Raw genomic sequence first — 17809 nt, 5'->3', positions numbered from 1 at the left:
CTGTGCCTCACCGCGGGCCACGAGGAGCCGGACCGACTTGGCACCGTCCTTCGCGGCCTGGCTCACCGCCTCGATCACGGGCTTGGGGCCATCCACCTGCTTCTCGCCGACTGCCACGATGACGTCACCGCGCTGGATGCCCTTCTCGGCAGCCGGACTGCCGTTCATGACCTGGTTGACGACGGCGCCCTTGATGTCCTCGGCCACGCCGAGTTCGGCCCGGTTCTCGTCCGTCAGTGGCGCCAGGGCCAGGCCCAGGCGCGGCTGGTCCACCGCGGGCGTTTCCTCGGCGGAAGCGACCTGCTGCTTGGAGGGCATCTCGCCGACCTTCAGGGACAGGGTCTGCTCCTTGCCGTCGCGCCAGATCGTCAGCTCCGAGCTCTGGCCTGGGTCGGTGTCGGCCACCGCCCGGGTGAGCTGGGTGAGCCGGGAGATCTCGTGGTCGCCAAAGCGCAGGATGACGTCACCCTCGCGCAGGCCAGCCTCTTCGGCAGGGCCATCCGCCATCACCTGGCTGACCAGCGCACCATCCTTGCCGGTCAGGCCAAACGAGGTCCGCAGATCGTCGTCCATCTCCTGGATGCCGACCCCGATCCAGCCACGTTCCACCGAGCCGTCGCGGATGAGCTCGTCCACCACCGACTTCGCGAGATTGGCGGAGATGGCGAAACCGATGCCGACGCTCCCGCCCGACGGCGAGAAGATCATGCTGTTGACGCCGATCACGTTGCCATCAAGGTCGAAGGTGGGGCCGCCGGAATTGCCGCGGTTGATCGGCGCGTCGACCTGGATGAAGTCGTCATAGGGCCCACTGCCGATCTCCCGGCCGGTGGCCGAAACGATGCCGGCCGTCACGGTGCTGCCCAGGCCGAACGGATTGCCGACCGCAACCACCTTGTCGCCGACGCGGACCTTGCTGCTGTCCGACCATGTCAGTGCGGTGAGGGGCTGGCTGCTCTCGACCTTGACGACAGCGAGGTCCGTCTTGGTGTCGATGCCGACCAGCTTCGCGTCCATCCGCGTGCCGTCCTGCGTCACGATGCTGATCTTGTCAGCGCCGCCGACGACGTGAGCGTTGGTCACGACATAGCCGGCGGGATCGATCACGAAGCCGGAGCCAAGTCCCTGCAAGCGATGCGGAGCCTGCTGCGGCGGCGTCGGCATCGGCTGGCCGAAGAAACGCTCGAAGAACTCGCGCTGCTGGTCGTTCATCGGCGGATTGGCATCGTCCCCCGCCTTTTCCACACCCTCCACCTGAACTGAGACCACCGCCGGCATGACCTTCGCGACGAGATCGGCATAGCCGCGCTCATAGGCTTCGGCCTGGGCCACGGTCGGGGCCAGGACCGGAATGGCGGGCACGGATCCTGCGATAAGGGCTGCGGCTGCGACCGTGCCAAGGGCGAAATTGCGGACGAAGGAGGTACCGTAGGTCGTCATGTCATGCATCCTGTGTTTCCAGCAGATCAGCACGTCCCGTGTGCGATCGGTGCCTGTCGAGCCCCATTTAGGGAGCCATGTCAGGATGCGCCAGCCTGAAGCACATGATTTCGTCAAGATCACGCAGCTGTTCTTGACGATCACGCAATGATCGCGGAAGCGTGAACAGTCATGTTTCAAAGTTTGTCTGGAAGATGTTACGGGCTGTATCACCATGGATACAGATAAAGAGCCTGCAGCATTACAAGAGGACTTACGGAAGATTTGGATCGTCCTGCGGATGATGCCGGACTGGCTGGAGATCATGAACGAATTGTTGCGGCAGGGCCTGCCGGCACGGGAGGCGAGCAACATTCTGTAATCATGTTAATGCGTGTCGCCGAACCAGGTCGGAAAAGGCGCCAGGAAAGTCGCGCGTGGCTAAACGGAGGCGGCCATACCGGCGATCGCCGGCCGTGGATCGCGATGCGCGGCCAGGGCGCTCTCGACAAGGTTCCGGTAGTGCTTGCGGAACCGCTCTTCGGAGAAGGCATCGGCATTCGCGACCAGCGCACCTGGCCTGAACATTCCCTCGCAGGCCTGGAAGCGCCGCACAGCGTCACAGATGGCATCGACCGTCTGGTCGCCAAAGAAAAGGCCGGTAGGGTCCGGCTCAGGCAGCGGCCTGACGGTGTCCAGCACGCCGCCCTGGCCGTAGGCGATCACCGGCGTACCGGCCGCCTGAGCCTCGACGACGGTGATCCCGAAGTCCTCTTCCGCCGCGAAGACCAGCGCACGGGCGCTTGCCAGCATCGACACCATGTCGGCGCGCGGAAGCGTGCCCAGCAGTTCCACGTTGGCTGCGGCCTCGACACGACGCATGCCTGCACCGTCACCGATGACCTTGAGCTTGAGATCCGGCATCTGCGCGAAGGCAGCGCAGATCAATTCAGTGCGCTTGTACGGGACGAAGCGCGAGATGGCGACGAAGTAGTCGTCCTTCTTCTCGACCGGGGTAAAGTCCTGGAGGCGGACCGGCGGGTGGATGACATCGGCGTCGCGCCGGTAGATCTTGCGGATCCGCTGGCGGATGAACTCGGAGTTTGCAATCAGCCGATCGGGTGCGGCGCCGCTGCGAAAGTCCCAGTTGCGGATCTTGTGCAACTGCCACCGCACCAGCCAGGACATGAGGCCTCGATCGAGGCCAGCCTCGCACAGGTACTGGTGCTGGTATTCCCAGGCGTAGCGGATCGGCGCATGGACATAGGCGATGTGCAATTGCCGTGGTCCCGTCAGGACCCCTTTGGCAAAAGCGTGGCTGGACGAGAGCACCAAGTCGAAGCCCGACAGGTCGAACTGTTCGATCGCCAGCGGCATCAGCGACAGATAGCGGCGAAAGTGCCGCTTCGCGAACGGCAGCTTCTGGATGAAGGAGGTATCGACCTGAATGTCGCGAAGGAAGCCCCGCGCCTCAGCGGGCATCACATCCACCAGGGAAAAAAGCTTGGCCTGGGGGAAGCAGGCAAGCATCTGCTCGACAACCCGTTCGGAGCCATAGAGGCTCTGGAACCAGTCGTGGACGATCGCGACATTCGGCGGCGAAGGCGGCAAGGCTGGCTCTCCGGCCCTGATCTGGTGCTAGGTCGGATCCGGCGCCCATTGCCGCCAGATGTCAGGCGCGTTGAACTGCCTTAAGATGCGTGTGCTTACAACATTGACGAGGGCCGCGTCGGCATGAAGACCATCCTGGTGAACCTGGAGTCCAGCGCAGCCCTGGACGCGACCCTGGCTTGCGCCATCGGCGTGGCCCGCGAGTTCGGATCCTACCTGGAAGGGCTGCATGTCCGGCCGGTTCAGCCCGACGTGATCGCGGCGGGCGCCGACGGCTTCATCGCGGCGGCACCCGACCTGGTCGCCGGTTTCGAGACGGATGCCCGCGAGCGGGCGGAACGGCTGCGTGACACGTTCGAACGGACCGTGCGGGCGGCGGGCCTGCCCCGGTTCTCCGAGCCCGGCACCACCGGACCGGCAGCCGACTGGCATCTGGGGGCAGGGGCCGCCGCCAACGTGCTCGGCAGCTACGGACGCATCTTCGACCTGATCGTCCTGGGTCGCCCGGTCGCCGATAGCCTCACGCCGTCCACTGCTTCCCTGGAAGGCGCCCTGTTCGAAGCCGGCCGCCTGCTGATGATCGTGCCGGCCAGGGCCACGAACTTCCGGATGGAGCGCATCCTGATCTCGTGGAATGGCAGCACCGAAACGGCCCATACGATCGGCCTCGCCATGCCGTTCCTGGAGCGGGCAAAATCGATCATTGTCCACTCGGTCGAGAAGGGCATGGTGCCTGGTCCGTCGGGTGAGGCGCTGGGGCGGATGCTGGAGCGGCGTGGGCTGACGGTCGAAGTGGTCGATCATCCCGGCGACGACCGTCCGGTCGGCAAGGTCACACTCGACGAGGCGCAGCGCCTGGGCGCCGACATCATCGTTAAGGGTGCCTATACCCAGTCACGCCTGCGGCAGATGATCTTCGGCGGGGCCACGAGCTATATCCTCTCCAACGTCGAGGTGCCGGTGCTCATGGCGCACTGAGCCTGCCTCGTGCTGGTTCTCCTGCATGCATGCCTGGCCGCACTGCTTGTCCTGGCCCTGGCCTACCAGTGGCAGGTCGGGCAGCGCAGGCCGGTGGCGATCCTGCTCGTGTCGGGCGCCATGACTGCCGTCATGGCAAGCGGCCTGCTGATCGTGCAGTACCGAGGGGGCCTGCCCAACGCGCGCTTCTTCGGCCATGTCATGCACTGGCTGGGCTGGCTGTCCGTGTTGGCTTGGCTGCATGCCATGACCCGCAGTCGCGTTCGCAAGGACGGAGCGGCGGGCCTGCCCCTGCTATTGACGCTGGCCGCCTGCGCCGCCGGTGTGCTTGCCCTGGTCCAGGAACGGATCTGAGCCATACGAGGCATCCGTCTCGCTGCCCCTTGGCGGGGTGCTATCAGGCGTGGTCGGCCAGGATCACGCCCGCCAAGTGAAGCGACCCGCAGACCAGGACAAGCGCGGGTTCATGAGCGAAGCGTTCTGCCGCGCGGCGAGCGGCTTCGACGTGGCCGCGCGCCGTTCCGGCAGGATAGCCCAGGGCGTGGGCGGCCTCTGCCAGTTCCCCCGGTGGACGCGTCAGCGGCTCGTCCGGGATCGGCACCATCGTGCAGGACGCGGCCAGGGGCAGGAGCGGCTCCAGGAATCCGGCTGCGTCCTTGGTGTTGAGCATGCCGATGATCAGGTGCAGCGGCCGTGGCGGCGAGGCCCGCAGCGTCAGCGCGATGGCCCGGGCGGCCGAAGGATTGTGGCCGCCGTCCAGTCGGACTTCCCAGGACGTGGGAACGGCGGCCACGAGGGGCCCGCTCGTCAGTTTCTGCCAGCGGCCCGGCCAGACGGCCCCGGCTATGCCCCGGCGCATTGCCGGGTCGCCGGGGCGCAGGCCGACCGGAAGCCTGCGGGCAGCGATGACCGCTGTCGCGGCATTGGCGTACTGGTGCTCACCTTCCAGGGCCGGCGGCGGCAGCTCCAGCGCCAGGTCGCTATCGCGCACATGGAGGTTTCCCTGCCGCTGGACGAACGACCAATCCCGCCCGTGCACGACCAGCGGCGTCCCGACCGAAGCAGCCTGTGCTTCGATTGCCCGGAGGCCCTCCGGCTCCTGGGGACCGACTACGCAGGTGACGCCAGACTTCAAGATGCCCGCCTTCTCCCGGGCGATCAGCTCGATCCGGTCGCCAAGATAGACCTCGTGATCCAGCGACACCGGCGTGATGACCGACACCGCCGGCCTGTCCACCACATTGGTCGCGTCCAGCCGGCCTCCCATGCCGACCTCGAGGATCAGGGCGTCCGCCGGCACGCGCGCAAAGGCCAGGAAGGCCATCGCGGTGGTGATCTCGAAAAAGGTGATGGAGCGCCCGGCGTTGACCCGCTCCACTTCCTCCAGAAGGTCCTTCAGATGGTCCTCGCCGATCGGACGGCCGTCCAGGAGGATCCGCTCGTTGAAGTGGACCAGATGCGGCGAGACGTATCGGTGCACCCTCCGACCGTCCGCCTGCAGGGCAGCCGCCAGGCAGGCCCCGGTCGAGCCCTTGCCGTTGGTGCCGGCGAGATGGATCACCGGCGGGACCGCCCGCTCCGGGTGCCCGAGCTCGGTTAGGATCTGCTCCATCCGGGCAAGCGAGAGGTCGATCTTCTTCGGGTGAAGCTCGTTCAGCCGCGCCAGGATCTCATGGCTCGACAGGCTGCTCACTCTGCTTGACCAGTTCCAGGGTGGGCGGCTCGGCATGGACCGGTTCAACCGCAGCGCCGTTCTTGGTCTCGCGGCGCTTGCGCATCAGCAGGTCCAGGATCCTGACCAGGGTCGCTCGCAGGTCGAAACGATGGACCACCATGTCGACAATGCCGTGATCGCGCAGGTACTCCGCGCGCTGGAAGCCCTCGGGCAGCTTCTCGCGGATCGTCTGCTCGATGACCCTGGCACCGGCAAAACCGATCAGGGCACCCGGTTCGGCGATCTGGACGTCTCCCAGCATGGCGAAGCTCGCCGTGACACCACCCGTGGTCGGGTCCGTGAGGACGACGATGTAGGGCAGGCGCTTGTCCTTCACCATCTCGACCGCGACGGTGGTGCGCGCCATCTGCATGAGGGACAGGGCGCCCTCCTGCATCCGGGCGCCACCGGAACTTGTGAAGACGATGAAGGCGGCTTCCTGCAGCACGGCCAGCCGTGCGGCCGCCAGGAAGGCTTCGCCAACGCCGGTTCCCATGGAGCCTGCCATGAACTGGAAGTCCATGACGGCGATAACAGCCGGAATGCCATCGATCTTGCCGTGCGCCGCTTCCAGCGCATCGTGCTTGCCGGTCTTGGTCTGGGCCTCCTTCAGGCGATCGGCATATTTCTTCTGGTCCCTGAACTTGAGCGGGTCCGCCGGGACGCGCGGCACCTCGATCTGCTGCCAGCTGTCCGCATCGAACAGGGACTGGAACCGGAAGATCGGCTCGACCCGCATGTGGTGGCCGCAATGCGGGCAGACGCGCTGCGCCTGCTCGAAGTCGCGGTGGAAGATCATTCGCTCGCAGGACGTGCACTGGCGCCAGAGGTCGTCCGGCACGTCCGGATTGCGGCTAACCAGCGCCCGGATCTTGGGGCGCACATAGTCGGTCAGCCAGTTGCTCACAGCCGTGCTCCCCGCACGCCGGCAGCAAGGCCGCGCACCAGTTCGTGCACCTTGCCCACCAGATCGGGCTTGGCCTTGCCATGCTCGTCCAGGTTCGCAGCCACCAGGTCCACGAGGGCGGAGCCCACCACCGCCGCATCCGCATGGCGGGCGAACACCGCCGCCTGATCGGGCGTGCGGATGCCGAAGCCGATGGCAACCGGGAGATCGGTGGAAGCCTTGATGCGGCTCACGGCCTGGCTGACGACGTCCGCCACGGGCGCGGCCGAGCCCGTGATGCCGGTGATCGAGACGTAGTAGATGAAGCCGGACGCGTTCTGCAGCACGACGGGCAGACGCTTGGCGTCGGTCGTGGGCGTCGCCAGCCGGATGAAGTCGAGGCCGGCCTGCTTGGCCGGCAGGCAGAACTCCTCGTCCTCCTCCGGCGGCAGATCGACCATGATCAGCCCGTCGACTCCTGCGGCGACCGCTCGCTCAAGGAAGCGTTCGGGTCCCATCTGGTGCACAGGATTGTAGTAGCCCATCAGGATGACCGGGGTGGTCTGGTCATGTTCGCGGAAGCGCGTGATCAGGTCCAGCACGCCCGCCAGCTTCATGCCGGCCCCGATGGCACGCAGGTTGCCGGCCTGGATCGATGGGCCGTCCGCCATGGGATCGGAAAAGGGCATGCCGACCTCGATCACGTCGGCGCCTGCGACGGGAAGTCCTCGGATCAACTCGAAGGAGGTGGCAGGGTCGGGATCGCCGCCGCACAGATAGGTCACCAAGCCGGCACGACCCTCTTCCTTCAGGGCGGCAAAGCGCCTGCGGATCCGGTCGCTCACAGCTTCACCCCCAGATGCTCGGCGACCGTGAAGATGTCCTTGTCGCCCCGACCCGAGAGATTGAGGACGATCACCTGGTCCTTGTCCATGGACGGAGCGATCTTCGCCAGATGCGCCAGGGCGTGCGCGCATTCCAGGGCCGGCAGTATGCCCTCGATCTTGCCGCAGAGCTGAAAGGCTTCCAGCGCCTCCGTGTCGGTCACCGGTGCGATGTCGAGCCGGCCGATGTCCTTCAGCCAGGAATGCTCGGGGCCGACGCCCGGATAGTCCAGGCCGGCCGAGATCGAATGTGGCTCGACCACCTGACCGTCCGCGTCCTGCAGCAGATAGGAGCGTGAGCCGTGCAGCACGCCGGGCGTACCGGCAGCCATCGCCGCCGCATGCCGCCCCGTTTCCACGCCGTCGCCCGCTGCCTCGACGGCGATCAGGCGCACGTCGTCGTCCAGGAACGGGTGGAACAGGCCCATGGCATTGGAGCCGCCGCCCACGGCTGCGATCAGCACGTCGGGAAGGCGACCTTCCTTCTCGACGATCTGCTCTCTGGTCTCGCGGCCGATGACCGACTGGAAGTCGCGTACCATGGCGGGATAGGGATGGGGACCCGCCACCGAGCCGATGACGTAGAAGGTGTCGTGGACGTTCGAGACCCAGTCGCGCAGGGCCTCGTTCATCGCGTCCTTCAGCGTATGCGAGCCAGAGGTCACCGGGCGCACCTCCGCACCCAGGAGGCGCATGCGGAACACGTTCGGCTGCTGCCGCTCGATGTCCTTCGCACCCATGTAGACGATGCAGGGCAGGCCGACTCGCGAGGCGACCGTCGCGGTCGCCACGCCGTGCTGGCCAGCGCCCGTCTCCGCGATGATCCGGGTCTTGCCCATGCGCTTGGCCAGGAGGACCTGGGCCACGGTATTGTTGATCTTGTGAGAGCCGGTGTGGTTCAGCTCCTCACGCTTGAAGTAGATCTTCGCACCGCCGAAATGCTCGGTGAGGCGTTCGGCGAAATAGAGTGGCGAGGGACGGCCGACATAATCCTTCAGCCAGCCGTTCAACTCCTTCCAGAAGCCTTCGTCGCGCTTGGCGTCCTCGTAGGCCTGCTCCAACTCCAGGATCAGCGGCATGAGCGTCTCAGCGACGTAGCGGCCGCCGAAAATGCCGAAGTGACCGCGATCGTCCGGCATGTTGCGCAGAGAATTGCGCTGGCTCATCCCTTGTTCCCCTCAAACCCTTTTGCCCTGGCAATGAAGTCGGCCATCTTCGCCGGATCCTTCAACCCAGGCATCTTCTCGACGCCCGAACTGACATCCACGCCTGGTGCGCCACTCGTGGTCAGTGCCGCCAGAAGATTGTCACCGGTCAGTCCACCTGCAAGCAGCCATGGCCGGTCGATCTCGATCTCACTCAGAAGCTGCCAGTCGAACGCCATGCCATTGCCACCAGGAAGTACAGCCCCTGGTACGGGCTTGGCATCGAACAGGATCATGTCCGCGGCGTCGAGATAGGCATCCAGTTCTCGAAGGTCGTCCCGTACGGCCACCGGCAGCGCCTTCATCGTCCGCACGCCGAAGCGGAGCCCGATCTCGGCCACCCTCTCAGGCTTCTCCTCACCGTGAAGCTGGATGACGTCGAGTGGTACCGACAGCAAGGTCGTCTCGATCAGACGGTCGTCCGGGTTCACGAACAGCCCGACGGTCTCTACAGCCCGGCTGACCTTGCGGGCCAGGACGGCTGCCTGCTCCGGCGTGACGGCGCGCCGCGAGGGAGGAAAGAACACGAAGCCCACCATGTCGGCACCGGCCTCGCAGGCCTGCTCGACCAGTTCTGGCTCCGTGAGGCCGCAGATCTTGACCATCACCATGTCAGGCAGCACCCATCATTGCACGCGCCGCGGCCGCCGGATCGGTTGCTGCCGTGATCGGGCGGCCGATCACGAGCACGTCCGCACCGGCGTCCAATGCCTGCGCAGGGGTCATCACCCGCTTCTGGTCGTCACCCGCCGCTCCGGCTGGCCGGATGCCCGGCACCACCAGCTTGACGCTAAGCGGAATGACCCTGCGCAGCCGGGTGATCTCGTGCGGCGAGCAGACCAGCCCGTCCACGCCCGCCGCGATGGCGAGTTCCGCCAGACGTTCGACCTGCTCCGCCGCAGCGCCGGCGACGCCCAAGGAGTGGAGGTCCCGATCGTCCAGGCTGGTCAGCACCGTCACCGCGAGGAGCAGCGTCGACGCCTGCAACGAGTTCTTGGCCTCCACGGCGGCTTCGAGCATGGCCCTGCCGCCGGAAGCGTGCAGTGTCAGCATGGCCGGCTGCAGGGCCAGGGCTGAGCGCACGGCGCCGGCCACGGTGTTGGGAATGTCGTGCAGCTTCAGGTCGAGGAAGATCGGCAGGCCCTCGGCCGCAACGGCGCGGATTCCATCCGGGCCGGATGCGCAGAAGAATTCCAGGCCCAGCTTGATGCCGCCCACATGGCCGCTGAGCGCGCGCGCGAGCGCCACCGCACCGGTCGTGTCCGGCCGGTCGACAGCGCAGAAGATGGGCGAATTCGACAAGACTGGTTCCGTTGAACGGTCGCAAGCGGGTCGGTGCTTGGCAGAGCGTGTGCGGACCGTCAATTCGTGGCTTGGGCGAGGACGGCCTCGGCGGCCACCAGATCCTCCAAGGCAGCGCCGACCGACTTGAACAAGGTGATCTCCTGCGCGCTGCGCCGTCCTTGGACATCGCCCCTGGCAAGCTCGCGAAGATCGCCGCGGATGGCGCCTGCCTGAAAGGCGCCGGCCTCGATCGCCTGAAGCAGATCACCGGCCTCGGCCAGCGCGCCTTCGCGCGTATCGACGAAGACGGAGGCTGCCGCGACCAGGACATCGTCGCTCTCGCGCATCGTGCGTGTATAAGCGCCGACAAGGTCGACATGCGTTCCCGGACGGACGTCGTCTGCGCGGATCAACGGCACCGTCGAGTTGGTCGCCGCCGAGATCAGGTCGGCTCGCCGCACGGCTGACGGGAGATCCTGCACTGCCTCCGCATGGAGACCGTCACCGCGCAGCCTAGCGGCGACGGCCTCGGCCTTGGCCGGATGACGGTTCCAGATCAGCGCTTCCTGCAGCGACGGCCTGACGCTGCGATGGGCAAGGATGAAGTTCGGGCAGAGCGCACCGGCCCCGACCACGAGGTGAACCCGGACGTCGTCGCGCGCCAGATAGGACGCTGCCAGCGCCGAGGCACCGGCGGTTCGCCGCAAGGTCAATGCCGCGCCGTCCAGGACCGCCTTCGGTGTGCCGGTAGGCCCGTCGAACAGGAGGTAAAGGCCCTGGATCGAGGCCAGGCCCTTGGCCTCGTTGCCCGGTGCCACGTGCACGATCTTCATGCCCGTCACGGCACCCGGCCGCCAGGCGGGCATGATCAGGAGATCGGCCGGACCCTCCGCTCCAGGGCGGGGGATCCGGTGGTGGTGGCGCACGGGCGCCTCGGCGCCGTGGCGGAAGCCCTCCCGCAGCGCCTCCACCATGCAAGGCCAGGGAAGTGCCGCCTCGATGGCGGCAGGACCGAAGAACGGAAGGCCGTCCATGTCAGCGTGCCGACGCCAGCGCCCGGGTCGGGGTGACGTTCTTGGCATGGGCAGCCGCGGCCGCCTCTTCCTCGCGCTGCCGCCTGGCCTCCCGCTCCTCGTACTGGGCCAGACGACGCCGGGTCCGCGCGGCATCGGCCCGCTGCGGGTGCCCGCCCAGCCAGGACGCGATCCCGCCCAGCACCACGCCCAGGATCAGCGCCACTAGAAACACGCCGTAGACCGGCAGGTCGATCACGAACGGCGTCGGCCACAAGGAGACCTCGACCGGCTGGCGGTTGCCGATCGCGAACAGGACGATCACCAGCAGCCCGATCAATCCAAGGATCGTGCGGAGAAACTTTACCATCAGCGCCTCATCATGTTGGGCTGCTCAATCGCGCGAAAGGTGGCTCGGCGCCACCTAGAACATATCGACGCACATGTCCGGTTCCACATAAGCCTGCCTCGCGCGTTCGAGCACGGCGGCGCGAGCGACCGCAAATGCGGCGGGCGACAGGGCCAGGAACAGCAACGTCCTCACTCGTCCCCGACGTTCAGGCGCTCGCGCAGTTCCTTGCCGGTCTTGAAATAGGGCACGCGCTTGTCGGGCACGTCGACCTCGGCACCGGTGCGCGGGTTGCGGCCGGTGCGGGCGGAGCGGCCGCGGATCGAGAACGCCCCGAACCCGCGCAATTCCACCCGGTCGCCGCGCTCGAGCGCCTTGGTCAGCTCCTCGAACACGGTCGCGACGATCTTCTCGACGTCGCGCAGATAGAGATGGGGGTTCGCTTCCGCGATGCGGCGGATGAGATCGGAGCGGGTCATTCCGGCTATCGCTTCTTTCGATACGGCCACGCCTGTTGGCCGAGTTGTCGCGCGCTCCATTTCAGACGTCAAGCAGATCTGCATCCAACCCATTGAAGAATAAAGCGAATCCTAACTGCGGCAAACGAGCGCGTCGTTCGGGCTCGGGTTCGTTCATGCAAAAATCGCGATGTCCGGTGGCGCAAGCCGGCCACAGCGCAACACAAGCGATCCGCTTGGGTGAATATACATCGGTTCGGTACCGGCTGCAGCTTGCCCGTCGCTGCCGTTCTCGGCAAAATGGACGGCTTCCCGCCGCGCACCCGCCTCGCCGTTCCGTGATCGCGGCGAGATGAAGCATCGCCGGTCCCGTCGGGACCGGGCCATCGAAGATCCATCGGGCCGATTCCTCATGAACGCGACCATGTTCCGCCACGCCGTGATCCTCGGCCTCCTGATCGCGGTCGGACCGTTCGCCATCGACGCCTATCTGCCGGCCTTCGCCTCGATCGCGGCCGATTTCGGCCGGGACCAGGGCGTCGTCCAGTTGAGCGTACTCTGCTTCATGGCGACGCTTGCGGCCGGGCAGGTCATCTATGGACCCATCTCCGATGCGGTCGGCCGCAAGCGGCCGGTCTATTTCGGCCTTTGCCTGTTCGTCGTCGGCTCGATCGGCTGCGCCCTGGCCGGAAGCATCGAGCAGTTGCTGGCCTGGCGGGCAGTGCAGGGGCTGGGGGCTTCGGCCGGCATGGTGCTGGCGATTGCGATCATTCGCGACATGCATGACGGGGTCGAGGCGGCGCGCCTGCTGTCAACGGCGATCCTGGCCTTGAGCGTGTCGCCGATCCTGGCGCCACTTGCCGGCGGCGCCATCATCCAGGTCGCATCCTGGCGGGTGATCTTCTGGGCGTTGGGCCTCGTCGCCATCGCGGTGGGCGTGCTGCTGGCGACCTCGATGCACGAGACGCTGCCGCCGGCCCGTCGCCTGCGCCCGAGCCTCGGCAACATCCTGAGCTCCTACCTGCTCCTGCTCCGGGACCGGACCTTCCTGAGCGCGGTCGGCACCGGCGGCTTCGCCCAGGCGTCGCTGCTGGCCTACGTGGCCGGCTCCTCGTTCCTGTTCATCACGCTCTACGGGACGACGCCGCTCACCTACAGCCTGATCTTCGCCGGCAACGCCGCGACCGTGATCGGCCTTGCCCAGCTCAACGCCTTCATCATCAACCGCATCGGGGTTCGGCGGCTGCTCACCCTGGCCGTGGCCTGGTTCGTGGTCGCGACGCTTATCATGTGCGCGGTGGTGGCGTCCGGCCAGGCGAGCCTGACGGTGGCAGCGGTCCTGATCTTCCTGAGCCTGGCATCCTTGGGCATGATCATGCCGATCGCGACGATGCTGGCGCTGGAGCCCATGGGGGCGATGGCAGGCACGGCGTCGGCCTTGTCAGGATTCCTGCAGGGCCTGTTGAGCGCGCTCGCCACGCTCCTGGTCGGCGCCAGCTTCGACGGCACCGCCCGGCCCATGGTGATCGTCATGGCGCTGAGCGGCTTGTGCTGCACGGCGAGCTGGCTGGTCCATCTGGCAAGCTCGCCATGCAGGGCGGCGCAAACCGCCTGATCGGCCTCAGGCCGCGGCGTCCCAGACCGGCGAGAACTCGAAGTCGCAGATGCGGTAGTTGGTGGACCGCAGCGCGGAGATCTTCCGCATCTCCTCGTCGGTCAACTGGAAGTCCAAGACCTTCAGGTTGCTCTTCGCGTTCTTCTCCGAGCTGGTGCGCGGGATGGCGGCCACGCCCTCCTGCTGGATCAGCCAGCGCAGCCCGACCTGGATCGGGTTCATGCCATGCGCCTCGGCGATCTCACGGATCACCGGCTCGTCCATGATCTTGCCGCGCGCCGAGGGGCAGTGGGCGGTCGTGGCGATGCCGAGCTTGCGGTGGAAGGGCAGGAGCGCGTCCTGCGACAGGTAGGGGTGGTACTCGATCTGGTTGTTGACCAGCGGGATCGGCGACAGCTCGGTCGCCAGGCGCAGGAGCGGGATGGTGAAGTTGCTGACCCCGATGAAGCGGGTCAGGCCACGCTGCTGCGCCTCGGCCAGGGCCGCCATCGTCTCGTCGAGCGGGATCGACTTGGAGGGCCAATGCAGGAGCAGGAGGTCCGGCACGGTGCCCAGGTTCTTCACGGACTGCTTGGCACTGCGCAGGAAGTCGTCGTGCCCGAAGTCGCTGGGCCAGATCTTCGTGGTGAGGAAGATCTCCTCACGCGGGACCCCGGAGGTCATGACGCCTTTGCCGACCTCAGCCTCGTTCTCGTACATCCGCGCTGTGTCGATATGGCGGTAGCCGAGGTTCAGCGCGGTCGCGACCATGTCGGTGCCGAGGCTGCCGGTCAGCTGGTAGGTGCCGAAGCCCAGTGCCGGGATGCTGGCGCCGTTCGCCTGGATGATCGTCATGGCGTGCCCTGCCTCATGCTTCTGGATGGAACGGCCGCGCCAGGGAGGCGGGCGTGTGCAAGCGGATACGGGTGACGTCCCGGGAGATCAAGACGAGGACGACCACCGTGGCGAGGTAGGGCGTCATCGCGATCAGGTTGCTGTCGAGCGAGGCGCCAGCCGCCTGGATCTGCAGGCCGATGATCGTGACGCCACCGAAGATATAGGCACCGAGCAGGACCCGCCACGGCCGCCAGGTCGCGAACACGACCAGGGCCAGCGCAATCCAGCCCCGCCCGGCCGTCATGTCCTCGGCCCATTGCGGGGTATAGATCAGCGAAAGGTAGCCGCCGCCGATCCCGGCCATCGCACCGCCGAACAAAGTGGCGAGCCAGCGGATCTTGAGCACGGAATAGCCCAGCGCATGGGCGCTCTCCTGGTTCTCGCCGACCGCCCGCAGGGTGAGGCCGGCACGGGTGCGGCGCAGGAACCAGGCGACGCCGGCGACCAGCAGGATGGAGAGGTAGACGAGCCAGTCATGGCCGAACAGGACCGGGCCCACGAACGGGATCTGGCGGAGCGGCTCGGGGAAGGGCAGCTCCATGCCCGGCAGGGGGATGCCCACCCAGGACTGGCCGATGAAGGCGGCAAGGCCACCGCCGAAGATCGCCAGCGCCAGGCCCGTGGCCACCTGGTTGGTCATCAGATTGAGGGCGAGCACGCCGAAAATCGCGGCGGCGGCCATGCCGGCGAGCGCGGCCGCCACGAAGCCGAACGGCGTGATCCCGGTGGTGGCCGCCACCATGAAGCCGACCACGGCGCCGACCAGCATCATGCCCTCGATGCCAAGGTTCAGAACGCCGGCGCGCTCGGCCACCAGCTCCCCCATCGCCGCGAACACCAGCGGCGTCCCGGCCCGCAGGGTGGCGGTGATGACGGCGATGGCCGTGTCGAGTTCGTCACCCATCAGCGCTTCTCCGCCACCACCAGCCGCCAGCGGACGAAGCTGTCGGCACCCAGCAAGAAGAACAGCAGGAGGCCCTGGAACACGCCCGTGATCGCGATGGGGAGCTGGAGCTCCATCTGCGCGATCTCGCCGCCGACATAGAACAGGCCCATGAGCAGGGCGGCCGCCACGATGCCGATCGGGTGCAGCCTGCCAAGGAAGGCTACGATGATCGCGGCAAAGCCATAGCCCGGCGAGATGCTCGGCTGGAGCTGCCCGATCGGGCCGGCAACCTCGGCCGCTCCGGCCAGGCCGGCAAGCCCGCCGCTGATTAGAAAGCTGCCCCAGACGACTTTCGTGCGGCTGAAGCCCGCATAGGCGGCAGCTTCGATCGCCTCGCCGGACAGGCGGAACACGAAGCCCTGGTAGGACCGGGTGACGAACACCCAGGCCAGCACGGCGGCGATCAGTGCCAGCGCGAAGCCGACATGCAGCCTGGTCGTCTCCAGCAGGACCGGCAGCCGGGCCGGCTCGGTGAAGCTGGCGGACTGGGGAAAGCCGAAGCTCATCGGGTCCTTCAGCGGCCCGTGCACCATGTACTGGAGCGTGAGCCCGCCGACATAGGCCAGCATCAGGCTGACCAGGATCTCGTTGGCGTTGAAGCGGGTCTTGAGGAAGGCCGGGATGGCGCCCCAGGCCATGCCGCCAAGCGTGCCCATCACCAGCGGGAGGACCCAGGGGAGCGGCCCGGAGGCCTCCTCGCCAAACTGCAGCGCGGTGGCGCCGGCTGCCACCGCGCCCACGATGAGCTGCCCCTCCGCGCCGATGTTCCACACGGCCGCCCGAAAGCCGATGGCCAGGCCCACCGCGCACAAGATCAGCGGGGTCACCTTCACGCCCAGCTCCGTGAGCCCGTAAAGGTCCTGGACCGGGCGCCAGAACATGGCCCGGAACGCGTCGAGCGGGTTCTTGCCCAGCGCCAGGAACAGGAGGGCGGCCACCACCAGGGTCAGCGCCACGGCGAGCAGGGGTGCCGCAATCTCCAGGGTGCGGGAGGGGTCGGCGCGCCTAGTGAGCCTGAGCACGGCCGGCGTCTCCCTCGTCGAAGCCGGCGCCACCCATGAGAAGGCCGACGCTTTCCGGCGTCAGCTCGCGGATGGGCGTCGGCGGGGAGAGCATGCCGTGGAACATGACGGCGATCCGGTCGGCCAACAGGAACAATTCCTCCAACTCCTCGCTGAACAGCAGCACGGCACCGCCCCGGTCGCGCAGGGCCAGCATCTCCTCGCGGATCATGGTGGCCGCGCCCACATCCACGCCCCAGGTCGGATGGGCCGCGATCAGCAGCTTCGGGTCCTCGTAGAGCTCCCGGCCGACGATGAACTTCTGCAGGTTGCCGCCCGACAGGCTCGCGGCTTCCGCATGGGTGCCGGCCGCGCGCACGCCGAAATGGCGGATGATCTCGGCCGCACGGCGATCGATCGCCTTGGCGTCGATCAGCCCGGCACGGGTGAGCTTGTGGCGGTTGCCGGTCAGCAGCGCGTTCAGGGCGAGGCTGAGCTTCGGCGCGGCGCCACGACCCAGCCGTTCCTCCGGGACGAAGGACAGGCCCAGGTCGCGCCGGCGGCGCGGGTTCAGGTCGCCCACCGGCTGGCCCGCCAGCTCGATCGCCGCCTGTGGAGCGCGAGGATCCTCGCCGGACAAGGCGCGAAGCAGCTCGCGCTGGCCATTGCCCGCCACGCCGGCGACGCCCACGATCTCGCCGGCGTGGATCTCGAAGCCGATGCGCCTGAGGTTGGTCCCGTGCGGGTCGGACGGGCGCAGGGACAGGTCGCGGACCTTCAGCACGACGGGGCCGTCGCTCCGGCTCGGGCGGTGGGCGAGCTCGGGCGGTGCCTTGCCGATCATCAGGGCGGCCAGGCTGCGCGCGGTCTCCCGGGTGGGGTCGCAGCGGGCCACGACCTTGCCGCCGCGCAGGACCGTGGCGGCATGGCAGAGCGAGCGGATCTCCTCGAGCTTGTGGCTGATGTAGAGGACGGCACAGCCCTCGGATGCCAGGCGCCGCAAGGTGGCGAACAGGCCGTCCGCCTCCTGCGGGGTGAGCACGGAGGTGGGCTCGTCCATGATCAGGAGCCTGGGCGACTGGAGCAGGCAGCGCACGATCTCGACGCGCTGGCGCTCGCCCACCGAAAGGGACCAGACCGGCGCCATCGGGTCGACCGCGAGGCCGTAGCGCGTGGCAAGATCGCGGATCCGGGCCGGCAGGTCCGGGCCCGCTGCCTGCGGGTCCAGGCCCAGCGCCACGTTCTCGGCGACGGTCAGTGTCTCGAACAGGGTGAAGTGCTGGAAGACCATGCCGATGCCGCGATGGCGCGCCAGGACCGGCGAGTTCTCGGTGACGGCCTGCCCCTTCCAGCGGATCTCGCCCTCGTCCTGGCGGACCAGGCCGTAGACGATCTTCATGAGGGTCGACTTGCCGGCACCGTTCTCGCCGAGCAATGCCTGGATCTCGCCCTCTGCGACCTCCAGCGACACGTCATGGTTGGCGACCACGCCCGGGTAGCGCTTGGTGATCCCGGCGAGTTCCAAGAGTGCCGCCATCAGCGGCCAGCCCGGCGGCGCCGTGCGCCCTTG

General features: G+C 67.3%; 18 protein-coding genes. 3 read left to right on the top strand and 15 right to left on the bottom strand.

The window, feature by feature from the left end; genetic code table 11:
- A partial coding sequence (locus tag VHL31_RS05110) for a Do family serine endopeptidase (protein ID WP_329660125.1) occupies positions 1-1440 on the bottom strand: 1440 nt, incomplete at its 3' end.
- A 420-nt stretch (positions 1441-1860) separates the two neighbouring features.
- On the bottom strand, positions 1861-3030 hold the full coding sequence (locus VHL31_RS05105; protein ID WP_329660124.1) for a glycosyltransferase: 1170 nt from the start codon (positions 3028-3030) through the stop codon (positions 1861-1863).
- 123 nt (positions 3031-3153) lie between these two features.
- Between VHL31_RS05105 and VHL31_RS05100 the strand changes: the two genes are divergently transcribed.
- Positions 3154-4008 (top strand): universal stress protein, encoded by an 855-nt coding sequence (locus tag VHL31_RS05100; RefSeq protein ID WP_329660123.1) that lies wholly within the window; start codon positions 3154-3156, stop codon positions 4006-4008.
- Between the two features lie 9 nt (positions 4009-4017).
- Complete coding sequence (locus VHL31_RS05095; protein ID WP_329660122.1) at positions 4018-4362, top strand: hypothetical protein; 345 nt, start codon at positions 4018-4020, stop codon at positions 4360-4362.
- 43 nt (positions 4363-4405) lie between these two features.
- On the opposite strand, the gene VHL31_RS05090 is transcribed toward VHL31_RS05095, so the two are convergent.
- The 9 genes from VHL31_RS05090 to ihfB all read right to left on the bottom strand — a co-directional run bounded on the left by VHL31_RS05090 (position 4406) and on the right by ihfB (position 11822).
- Positions 4406-5701: a folylpolyglutamate synthase/dihydrofolate synthase family protein gene (locus VHL31_RS05090; RefSeq protein ID WP_329660121.1), complete on the bottom strand. Its 1296-nt coding sequence runs from the start codon at positions 5699-5701 to the stop codon at positions 4406-4408.
- Entirely contained in the window at positions 5679-6629 is a 951-nt protein-coding gene (accD, locus tag VHL31_RS05085; RefSeq protein ID WP_329660120.1) for an acetyl-CoA carboxylase, carboxyltransferase subunit beta, read from the bottom strand. The genes VHL31_RS05090 and accD overlap by 23 nt, the downstream gene beginning before the upstream one ends.
- On the bottom strand, positions 6626-7453 hold the full coding sequence (trpA, locus tag VHL31_RS05080) for a tryptophan synthase subunit alpha (RefSeq protein ID WP_329660119.1): 828 nt from the start codon (positions 7451-7453) through the stop codon (positions 6626-6628). Before trpA ends, accD begins: the two co-directional genes overlap by 4 nt.
- Entirely contained in the window at positions 7450-8658 is a 1209-nt protein-coding gene (gene trpB / locus VHL31_RS05075) for a tryptophan synthase subunit beta (protein WP_329660118.1), read from the bottom strand. Before trpB ends, trpA begins: the two co-directional genes overlap by 4 nt.
- The gene (locus VHL31_RS05070; protein WP_329660117.1) at positions 8655-9308 is read right to left on the bottom strand and encodes a phosphoribosylanthranilate isomerase; all 654 of its coding nucleotides are present in this window, start codon (positions 9306-9308) and stop codon (positions 8655-8657) included. Before VHL31_RS05070 ends, trpB begins: the two co-directional genes overlap by 4 nt.
- A 1-nt stretch (position 9309) precedes the next feature.
- Positions 9310-9999, bottom strand: coding sequence for an orotidine-5'-phosphate decarboxylase (gene pyrF / locus VHL31_RS05065; RefSeq protein WP_329660116.1), 690 nt, complete (start codon positions 9997-9999; stop codon positions 9310-9312).
- Positions 10000-10058: 59 nt separating this feature from the next.
- Positions 10059-11015 carry an ornithine cyclodeaminase family protein gene (locus VHL31_RS05060; protein WP_329660115.1) on the bottom strand — a complete coding sequence of 319 codons (957 nt, stop codon included), beginning with the start codon at positions 11013-11015 and terminating at the stop codon, positions 10059-10061.
- Position 11016: 1 nt separating this feature from the next.
- The gene (locus VHL31_RS05055; RefSeq protein ID WP_329660114.1) at positions 11017-11364 is read right to left on the bottom strand and encodes a LapA family protein; all 348 of its coding nucleotides are present in this window, start codon (positions 11362-11364) and stop codon (positions 11017-11019) included.
- Between the two features lie 170 nt (positions 11365-11534).
- Entirely contained in the window at positions 11535-11822 is a 288-nt protein-coding gene (ihfB, locus tag VHL31_RS05050; RefSeq protein WP_027135739.1) for an integration host factor subunit beta, read from the bottom strand.
- Positions 11823-12225: 403 nt separating this feature from the next.
- Here ihfB and VHL31_RS05045 point away from each other — a divergent pair, with 403 nt between their 5' ends.
- On the top strand, positions 12226-13416 hold the full coding sequence (locus VHL31_RS05045; RefSeq protein WP_329660113.1) for a multidrug effflux MFS transporter: 1191 nt from the start codon (positions 12226-12228) through the stop codon (positions 13414-13416).
- A 6-nt stretch (positions 13417-13422) separates the two neighbouring features.
- Here VHL31_RS05045 and VHL31_RS05040 read toward each other — a convergent pair whose 3' ends face one another.
- The 4 genes from VHL31_RS05040 to VHL31_RS05025 are packed head-to-tail and all read right to left on the bottom strand — an operon-like array spanning position 13423 to position 17776.
- Positions 13423-14250, bottom strand: coding sequence for an aldo/keto reductase (locus VHL31_RS05040; RefSeq protein WP_329660112.1), 828 nt, complete (start codon positions 14248-14250; stop codon positions 13423-13425).
- Positions 14251-14263: 13 nt separating this feature from the next.
- A complete protein-coding gene (locus VHL31_RS05035) occupies positions 14264-15196 on the bottom strand; it encodes an ABC transporter permease (RefSeq protein WP_329660111.1) in 933 nt (310 codons plus the stop codon).
- Complete coding sequence (locus tag VHL31_RS05030; RefSeq protein ID WP_329660110.1) at positions 15196-16260, bottom strand: ABC transporter permease; 1065 nt, start codon at positions 16258-16260, stop codon at positions 15196-15198. Before VHL31_RS05030 ends, VHL31_RS05035 begins: the two co-directional genes overlap by 1 nt.
- The gene (locus tag VHL31_RS05025; protein ID WP_329660109.1) at positions 16244-17776 is read right to left on the bottom strand and encodes an ABC transporter ATP-binding protein; all 1533 of its coding nucleotides are present in this window, start codon (positions 17774-17776) and stop codon (positions 16244-16246) included. Before VHL31_RS05025 ends, VHL31_RS05030 begins: the two co-directional genes overlap by 17 nt.
- Positions 17777-17809: the final 33 nt, after the last annotated feature.

It is taken from the genome of Geminicoccus sp. (assembly GCF_036263595.1).
In the GTDB taxonomy this organism is placed as follows: domain Bacteria; phylum Pseudomonadota; class Alphaproteobacteria; order Geminicoccales; family Geminicoccaceae; genus Geminicoccus.
Note: the sequence above shows the minus strand (reverse complement) of the source record. Positions and strands in the feature narration are given on the sequence as shown.